Source organism: Tsukamurella strandjordii (assembly GCF_039525985.1).
Classification (GTDB): Bacteria; Actinomycetota; Actinomycetes; order Mycobacteriales; family Mycobacteriaceae; genus Tsukamurella; species Tsukamurella strandjordii.
The window spans coordinates 41,552-48,133 of the sequence record NZ_BAAAII010000008.1 but is presented as its reverse complement, the minus strand read 5'-3'; the positions used below and the strand labels follow the sequence as shown (position 1 = coordinate 48,133).

8 protein-coding genes and 1 pseudogene are annotated in these 6,582 nt (G+C 69.1%); 6 read left to right on the top strand and 3 right to left on the bottom strand.

The window, feature by feature from the left end:
• Positions 1 to 91 (top strand): annotated as a pseudogene (locus ABD108_RS14815) (FAD-dependent oxidoreductase); the annotation flags it as partial.
• Between the two features lie 56 nt (positions 92 to 147).
• On the opposite strand, the gene ABD108_RS14810 reads toward ABD108_RS14815, so the two are convergent.
• Positions 148 to 663, bottom strand: coding sequence for a DUF937 domain-containing protein (locus ABD108_RS14810; RefSeq protein WP_220657063.1), 516 nt, complete (start codon positions 661 to 663; stop codon positions 148 to 150).
• Between the two features lie 212 nt (positions 664 to 875).
• On the opposite strand from ABD108_RS14810, the gene ABD108_RS14805 reads away from it, so the two are divergent.
• Positions 876 to 1,016, top strand: coding sequence for a hypothetical protein (locus ABD108_RS14805; protein ID WP_220657062.1), 141 nt, complete (start codon positions 876 to 878; stop codon positions 1,014 to 1,016).
• Here the strand turns inward: ABD108_RS14805 and ABD108_RS14800 are convergent.
• Entirely contained in the window at positions 1,013 to 1,846 is an 834-nt protein-coding gene (locus ABD108_RS14800) for an alpha/beta fold hydrolase (RefSeq protein ID WP_220657061.1), read from the bottom strand. The genes ABD108_RS14805 and ABD108_RS14800 overlap by 4 nt on opposite strands.
• Positions 1,847 to 1,878: 32 nt before the next feature.
• On the opposite strand from ABD108_RS14800, the gene ABD108_RS14795 reads away from it, so the two are divergent.
• Both ABD108_RS14795 and ABD108_RS14790 read left to right on the top strand, forming a co-directional pair.
• Entirely contained in the window at positions 1,879 to 2,100 is a 222-nt protein-coding gene (locus ABD108_RS14795; protein WP_344185447.1) for an RNA-binding S4 domain-containing protein, read from the top strand.
• A 61-nt stretch (positions 2,101 to 2,161) separates the two neighbouring features.
• Complete coding sequence (locus tag ABD108_RS14790) at positions 2,162 to 2,929, top strand: isochorismatase family protein (protein ID WP_343930677.1); 768 nt, start codon at positions 2,162 to 2,164, stop codon at positions 2,927 to 2,929.
• Here ABD108_RS14790 and rraA read toward each other — a convergent pair whose 3' ends face one another.
• Positions 2,930 to 3,421 carry a ribonuclease E activity regulator RraA gene (gene rraA, locus ABD108_RS14785; protein ID WP_343930676.1) on the bottom strand — a complete coding sequence of 164 codons (492 nt, stop codon included), beginning with the start codon at positions 3,419 to 3,421 and terminating at the stop codon, positions 2,930 to 2,932. It abuts the gene before it with no gap.
• Positions 3,422 to 3,561: 140 nt separating this feature from the next.
• On the opposite strand from rraA, the gene ABD108_RS14780 reads away from it, so the two are divergent.
• Together ABD108_RS14780 and ABD108_RS14775 are read left to right on the top strand one after the other, a co-directional pair.
• Positions 3,562 to 5,112 (top strand): succinic semialdehyde dehydrogenase, encoded by a 1,551-nt coding sequence (locus ABD108_RS14780; protein WP_220657058.1) that lies wholly within the window; start codon positions 3,562 to 3,564, stop codon positions 5,110 to 5,112.
• A gap of 85 nt (positions 5,113 to 5,197) precedes the next feature.
• Positions 5,198 to 6,541 (top strand): MFS transporter, encoded by a 1,344-nt coding sequence (locus ABD108_RS14775; protein WP_220657057.1) that lies wholly within the window; start codon positions 5,198 to 5,200, stop codon positions 6,539 to 6,541.
• The last annotated feature ends 41 nt before the right edge of the window (positions 6,542 to 6,582 follow it).

Genomic DNA, 6,582 nt, shown 5'->3' with positions numbered 1-6,582 from the left:
CCGCAGCGCTGCGGCCGCCGTCGATCGGTTCCTCATGGGCGAGTCGGCGCTGCCCGCGCCGATCGTGCCCACCGCTGCACCGCAGCGCTAGTCCGCGACGACGAAGGCCGGCACCCCGCGGGGTACCGGCCTTCGTCGTGCGTGGGACTACTTGCGGTTCAGCAGTCCGCCCAGGATGCCGCCGAGCACGTTGCCCGCGGCGTTGCCGGCGTTGCCGGAGGTGTTGCCCCCGCCGATCATGTTGCCCAGGATGCTGCCGAGCAGATCGCCGTTGCCCGCGGGGGCCTGCTGCTGCTGCGGCTGCGCGGCGGTGCCGCCGGAGAGCTTCTTCATCACGAAGCTGATCACGATCGGAGCCAGGATCGGCAGCAGCTGCTTGACCAGATCGTTGGTGACGCCCGACGAGAGCGGAGCCGCGGCGGCGGCGGCCACATCGTCGGTCTTATCGCCGAACAGGCTGGACACGATCTGCTGGCCGTTGCCGTTGTCGGCGGCCTGCGCGAGATCGGTCGGGGCCTCGGTAGTGTCCTGCGCCTGCAGGCCGGCCAGCAGCGTCGGCACCGTCTGGTTGACGGCCTCCGAGGCGACGTCCTGCGAGACGCCGAGCTGAGCCGCGATATCGGCGAGCGGGATGGACTTGAGCAGATCGTCAAGATCGGACACGGTACTCCTCGAGAGATGTGCGAACGCAACAATGGGACGGAACCCGCTCAGCCTAACCGTGCGTGCGGCGCAGGTCCCGAGAAGGATCCCGGCCCGTGGCTGTAACGGCTGTCACGAACGGGGAGTGACCACTGGACGCTCCCCGCATCAGGCAATACACTATCTGTAACCAACCGTTCCGCATCGACAGACACGATCTTCGGAGATTCGCAGTGAAGCAGCACCGCCGCCCCGTCAACCTGGGAACCCGGACGATCTACCGACTGCGGAACCTGCGCAAGCGCAGCCTCCTCGCCGAAGACGGTGAGCGGCTGGTCACGCCCGCGGAACTGCGCCTGCTCGGCGTCGGCTAGGCCGGAGTCGAGTCCAGGATCAGCGCCGCCACCTGCGCGGGCTGTTCCACCATCACGTGGTGCCCGCTGGGTGCGATCACGGCGAACCGGGCGTGCAACCGGTCCGCGAAGCCGCGCTGCTGCCGGAGCCACGACGCCGCCCACGGGGTGGGCTTACCGGTGTACGCCGCCCCCACCGTGACCGGCATGCCGGCCCGCAACGGGTACCGCTGCCGAACGTCCACCAATTCGTGCGCGATCACGGGGTACTGCCCGTTCTCCAGGAGCGCGGCGCGTAGGTACTTCTCCGACGACAGGATCTCCGCGTGCTCTTCGGGCGGCTCCGAATCGACGAACAGGCGGTGCATCGTCGGGGCGATCCGGTTCAGTCCGGCGGCTGCGGCGACATCGGCCGACTTGAGCACGAGGTCCTCGCGGAGGTTGCCCGGTAGTACCCAGCGGGGTGACTCCTCGACGCTGCCGTCCAGGATCACCAGGCCCGCGGCCCGCTGCGGGTGTTCGCGGGCGAAGGCCTCCACGTAGAAGCTGGCCATCGAGTGGCCGCACAGGACGGCGGAGTCGATTCCCAAGGCGTCCACCAGGTCCCGTATCCGGGTGACCTCGGAGTCGATCGTGGGCACCTCGCCCTCGGGCCACGGATCGGAGAGACCGTAGCCCGGCCGGTCGAAGCGCACCACCGTGCGGCCCGAGGTCAGCAGCTCGGTGCAGGCGTCCCAGTCGAACCAGTTGCCGGCCAGGCCCGACGACAGCACGACCGGCGGCCCGGTGACGGGGCCGATCGGATCGTCGACCACCACGTGGGTGCGGACACCGGCGAGCGTGAGGAACACCTTGCCGAGAGTAGTCCGGCATGATGGCAGGCGTGACGGACGCAATCGACGTGGAGATCTCCGACGAGGTGATCCGCCTGGGGCAGTTCCTCAAGCTCGCGGGTCTGATCGACTCGGGTGCCGAGGCCAAGGGTGTGATCGCCGACGGCGAGGTGACCGTGAACGGCGAGGTCGACACCCGTCGCGGCCGGCAGCTCGCCGTCGGCGATGTGGTCGAGGTGTTCGGGCGATCCGCCCGGGTCGCGCGGGGGTAGCGGAGCGCCGAGTGTGAAGCACGCGGATGCGGGCCGGACGGCGCGGTCCTAGCATCGCGCCATGACGTCACAACCCGGCCCTGATCGCGACGCACCCGGCCCCGACCGGTCGCTGGGCAGGCGGCATTTCCTCCGCACCGCGGCACTGGGCGCGGCCGTCGGTGCGGTCGGGGTGGCGGCCGCGGGGCAGGCCGGATCCGCCGGGGCGGCGGTGGCACCGCCGGGCTCCGTGTCCTATCGGATCGGTGAGATCCCGATACCGAAGAACAAGGTGGCGTGGCGGGTGGATCCACGTCGCGCCGCCCTACTGGTCCACGATGTGCAGTTCTACTTCACCCGGATCTTCGCCGAGCCCACGAAGCAGGAACTGCTGCGCAATGCCGCGCGGGTTCAGCAGTGGGCCAGGAGCAATCAGGTCCCCGTCGCGTACTCGGCGCAGCGCGGGGGAGCTACCCGGGAACAACGCGGCCTGATCTACGACTTCTCCGGGGCCGGAATGAGCTCGGACGAATCCGACCGTGGCATCGAGCCCGCCGTGGCGCCGCGCCCGGGGGAGCGCGTCCTCACCAAACACAAACTGTCCGAATACTTCCGGTCGGACCTCCTGGAGTACCTGCGGTCGCAGGGGCGCGATCAACTCATCCTGGTCGGTGTCTACGCGAACACCGGCGTCCTACTCACCGCTGCGGATTCGGTGCAGAACGACATCCAGGCCTTCGTGGTGGGCGACGCCGTCGCCGATCAGACCCCGAACGGGCACCGCGACGGTCTGGCCTGGGTGGCGGCCCGCGCAGGCAGCGTCGTCACCACCGCCGCGATCAGCGGCTGACTACCGCAGGACGATGCCGTCGTCGTCGCTGAACAGCACATCGCCCGGGTGGAAGGTGACGCCGCCGAAGGTGAGCGGCACATCCCGCTCGCCGGCACCGGTCTTGGTGGACTTGCGCGGGTTGGTGCCCAGCGCCTTCACGCCGATGTCGAGGGTGCCGATCACCGCGGCGTCCCGGATCGCGCCGTAGGCCACCATGCCGGCCCAGCCGTTGCCGCGGCCCAGTTCGGCGATGATGTCGCCCACGAGTGCGGTGTGCAGCGAGGGCACCCCGTTCTCGTCGGAACCGTCGATCACCAGCACGCGGCCCTCGCCGGGCTCGCCCAGAATCGACTTGAGCAGCGCGTTGTCCTGGAAGCACTTCACCGTGACCACCTCGCCCGCGAACGCGCGACGAGCGCCGAACTGACGGAACTGGGTGTCGCAGCTGCGCACGTCCTCCCCGATCTCGTCGACGAGGTCCGCGGTGGGGGTGAACTGAACATGGCTCATGTCGCGATCCTATCGACGTTCACGATGTCGGCCTCAGCGCGGTGACGCGGCAGGATTGTGTCGCGTGCGGACGGAGGGCCCGAAATCGTGAACCGGTCGCGCTATTGAGGCACCGTCAACAAGCGGGTAATCTGGCCGTCATGCCAGCACCCACCCAGGCCACGTTCGACCGTCTTCGCGCCCTCTCGGCGATCGACCACCCCGACCAGCGCGAATCGCGCGATGTGCTCGAGGCGTTCTCCGGGGAGAAGATCACCACCATCCCCGTGGGCACGGTCGAGGACGTCGAGCTGGCCTTCACCCGCGCCCGCCTGGCTCAGAAGCAGTGGGCCGCGCGCAGCGCGAAGGACCGCGCCAAGGTGCTGCTGAAGTTCGCCGACCTGGTCAACGAGCGCCGCGCCGACCTGATGGACATGGCCCAGTTGGAGACCGGCAAGGCCCGCCAGTACGCCCAGGAGGAGACCCTGGACGTGGCGATGACCGCCCGCTGGTACGGCAAGAACGCGCCGAAGCTGCTGGAGCAGAAGAACACCGCCGGCATGCTCCCGGTGTTCACCAACACCCGCGTGCGGTACCAGCCCAAGGGCGTGGTCGGCGTGATCGCGCCGTGGAACTACCCGCTGACCCTGGCCGTGTCCGACGGTGTCGCGGCGCTGGCCGCCGGCAACGCGGTGGTGCTCAAGCCCGATAGCCAGACGCCGTACTGCGCCCTCGCCGCCGTCGAGCTGCTGTACGAGGCCGGCCTCCCGCGCGACCTGTTCGCCGTGGTCCCCGGCCCCGGTGGCATCGTGGGCACCGCGATCGTCGAGCGCGCCGACTACCTCATGTTCACCGGCTCCTCGGCCACCGGCGCCACCCTGGCCGAGCAGTGCGGTAAGCGCCTGATCGGCTTCTCCGCCGAGCTCGGCGGCAAGAACCCCATGGTGGTCACCAAGGACGCCGACATCGCGCACACGGCCGACGGTGCCGCCCGCGCCGCCTTCTCCAACTCGGGCCAGCTGTGCATCTCGATCGAGCGCATCTACGTCGAGCGGGAGATCGCCGACGAGTTCGCCCGCGCCTTCGCCGAGCGCACCGCCAACCTGGCGCTGGGCGCCGGCTACGACTTCACCAACGAGATGGGCTCGCTGGCCAGCAAGTCGCAGATCGACACCGTGACCGCGCACGTCGACGATGCCGTCGCCAAGGGCGCCACCGTGCTCGCCGGCGGCAAGGCCCGGCCCGACCTCGGCCCGTTCTTCTACGAGCCGACGGTGCTCAAGAACGTTCCCGAGGAGGCCGTCTGCTACGCCTCCGAGACCTTCGGCCCCGTCGTCTCGATCTACCCCGTCGACTCGGTCGACGAGGCGATCGCGCGCGCCAACGACACCGAGTACGGGCTCAACGCCAGCGTCTTCGCCGGCACCACCAAGCAGGCCCAGGAGATCGCCGAGCAGATCAACGCCGGCACCGTGAACATCAACGAGGGCTACGCCGCCGCGTGGGGCTCCACCGCCGCGCCGATGGGCGGCATGGGCATCTCGGGCGTCGGCCGCCGGCACGGCGCCGAGGGCCTGCTCAAGTACTGCGAGTCGAAGACCATCGCGCAGCAGCGGATCATCGGCATCGGCGGGATCAAGGGCGTTCCGCGCACCGTCTTCCTCTCCGTGGTCCCCCCGATCATCAAGGCCCTCAAGTTCATCGGTCGCTGACCACCCCGACTGACCACCGTTACCGCGGCGCCGACCTGAGGTTTTCGCCGCGGTAACGGTGTTCGATCGGGCAGTATCCCGGGATATGGCGAACGAGCAGGTCCGGGCGGGTTCCGAGGAGTTGCGCCGCCGCACCCTCCGTAAGGTGGCGCGGCGGCTGATCCCCTTCCTCGCGGTGCTCTACTTCGTCAACTACCTGGACCGCACCAACATCGGCTTCGCCGGGCCGAACGGCATGAACGAGGACTTGGGGCTCACCCAGGCCATGTTCGGACTCGCCTCGGGCCTGTTCTTCATTGGCTACCTGCTGCTGGAAGTGCCGTCCAACCTGGCGCTGCACCGGTTCGGCGCACGTCGCTGGATCGCCCGCATCCTGGTCACCTGGGGCGCCGTCGCCGCGGCGATGGCCTTCGTTCCCAACCACGAGTGGCTGTACGCGCTGCGGATCCTGCTCGGCATCGCCGAGGCGGGCTTCTTCCCCGGGATCATCCTGTACCTCACCTTCTGGTTCCCCCAGGCCGAGCGGGCCAAGGCGGTCGCCTACTTCATGGTGGCCATCCCGCTGTCGACGGTCTTCGGGGCGCCCCTCTCGGCCTTCCTGATCGACCGCGGACACGAGCTGCTCGGCGGTATGGCCGGCTGGCGGTTCATGTTCCTGGTGGAGGGCATCCCGGCGATGATCCTGGGTGTGGTGTGCTGGTTCTACCTCACCGACCGGCCGAAGGACGCCCGCTGGCTGGCCCCCGACGAACGCGAGTGGCTGCGCACCGAGATGGAACGGGAGGAAGCGCAGACCGCATCCAGATTCCATGTACCGCTGCGCACCTCGCTGACGAAGCCGCGAGTGTGGGCACTGGCCTTCGTGTACTTCGGCATCGTCTACGGGCTCTACGCCATCAGCTTCTTCCTGCCGACGATCATCAAGGGCTTCCAGCAACGGTTCGCGGTGAAGTACTCGATCTACGAGGTCGGCCTGCTCACCGCGGTGCCCTGGGCCTTCGCCGCCGTCTTCATGGTGCTCTGGGCCCGGCACAGCGACCGGACCGGCGAGCGCGTGTGGCACGTGGTGATCCCCATGCTGCTCTCCGCGGGCGCGATCCCGCTCACGGTGATGGCCGGATCGCCGTATCTCGCCATGGCGCTGGTGGCCGTGTTCGCCTGCGGGATCGCCGGCTCCCTCGCGACCTTCTGGACCCTGCCCACCGCCTTCCTCAGCGGCACCGCCGCGGCGGCCGGTGTGGCCCTGATCAACTCGATCGGCAACTCCGCGGGCTTCTTCGGCCCGTACATCACTGGATTCCTCGCCGATCGCACCGGAACCCAGAACGCCGGAATGTGGGCCATCGCCGCCGTGATGGCCGCGGCGGCGGTCCTGGTGCTGATCCTGGGGGCGGTGCCGAAACAGGACGCCGGGACGCCGCCCGCGTAAAAGCCGTTGCGCCCCGCCTGGTCCCGGCCGATCCTGGATAC

Coding starts and splice junctions, on each gene's coding strand:
- ABD108_RS14790 (WP_343930677.1), top strand. CDS start 2,162: ATGACGTCACAACCCGGCCCTGATCGCGACGCACCCGGCCCCGACCGG.
- rraA (WP_343930676.1), bottom strand. CDS start 3,421: ATGAGCCATGTTCAGTTCACCCCCACCGCGGACCTCGTCGACGAGATC.
- ABD108_RS14780 (WP_220657058.1), top strand. CDS start 3,562: ATGCCAGCACCCACCCAGGCCACGTTCGACCGTCTTCGCGCCCTCTCG.
- ABD108_RS14775 (WP_220657057.1), top strand. CDS start 5,198: ATGGCGAACGAGCAGGTCCGGGCGGGTTCCGAGGAGTTGCGCCGCCGC.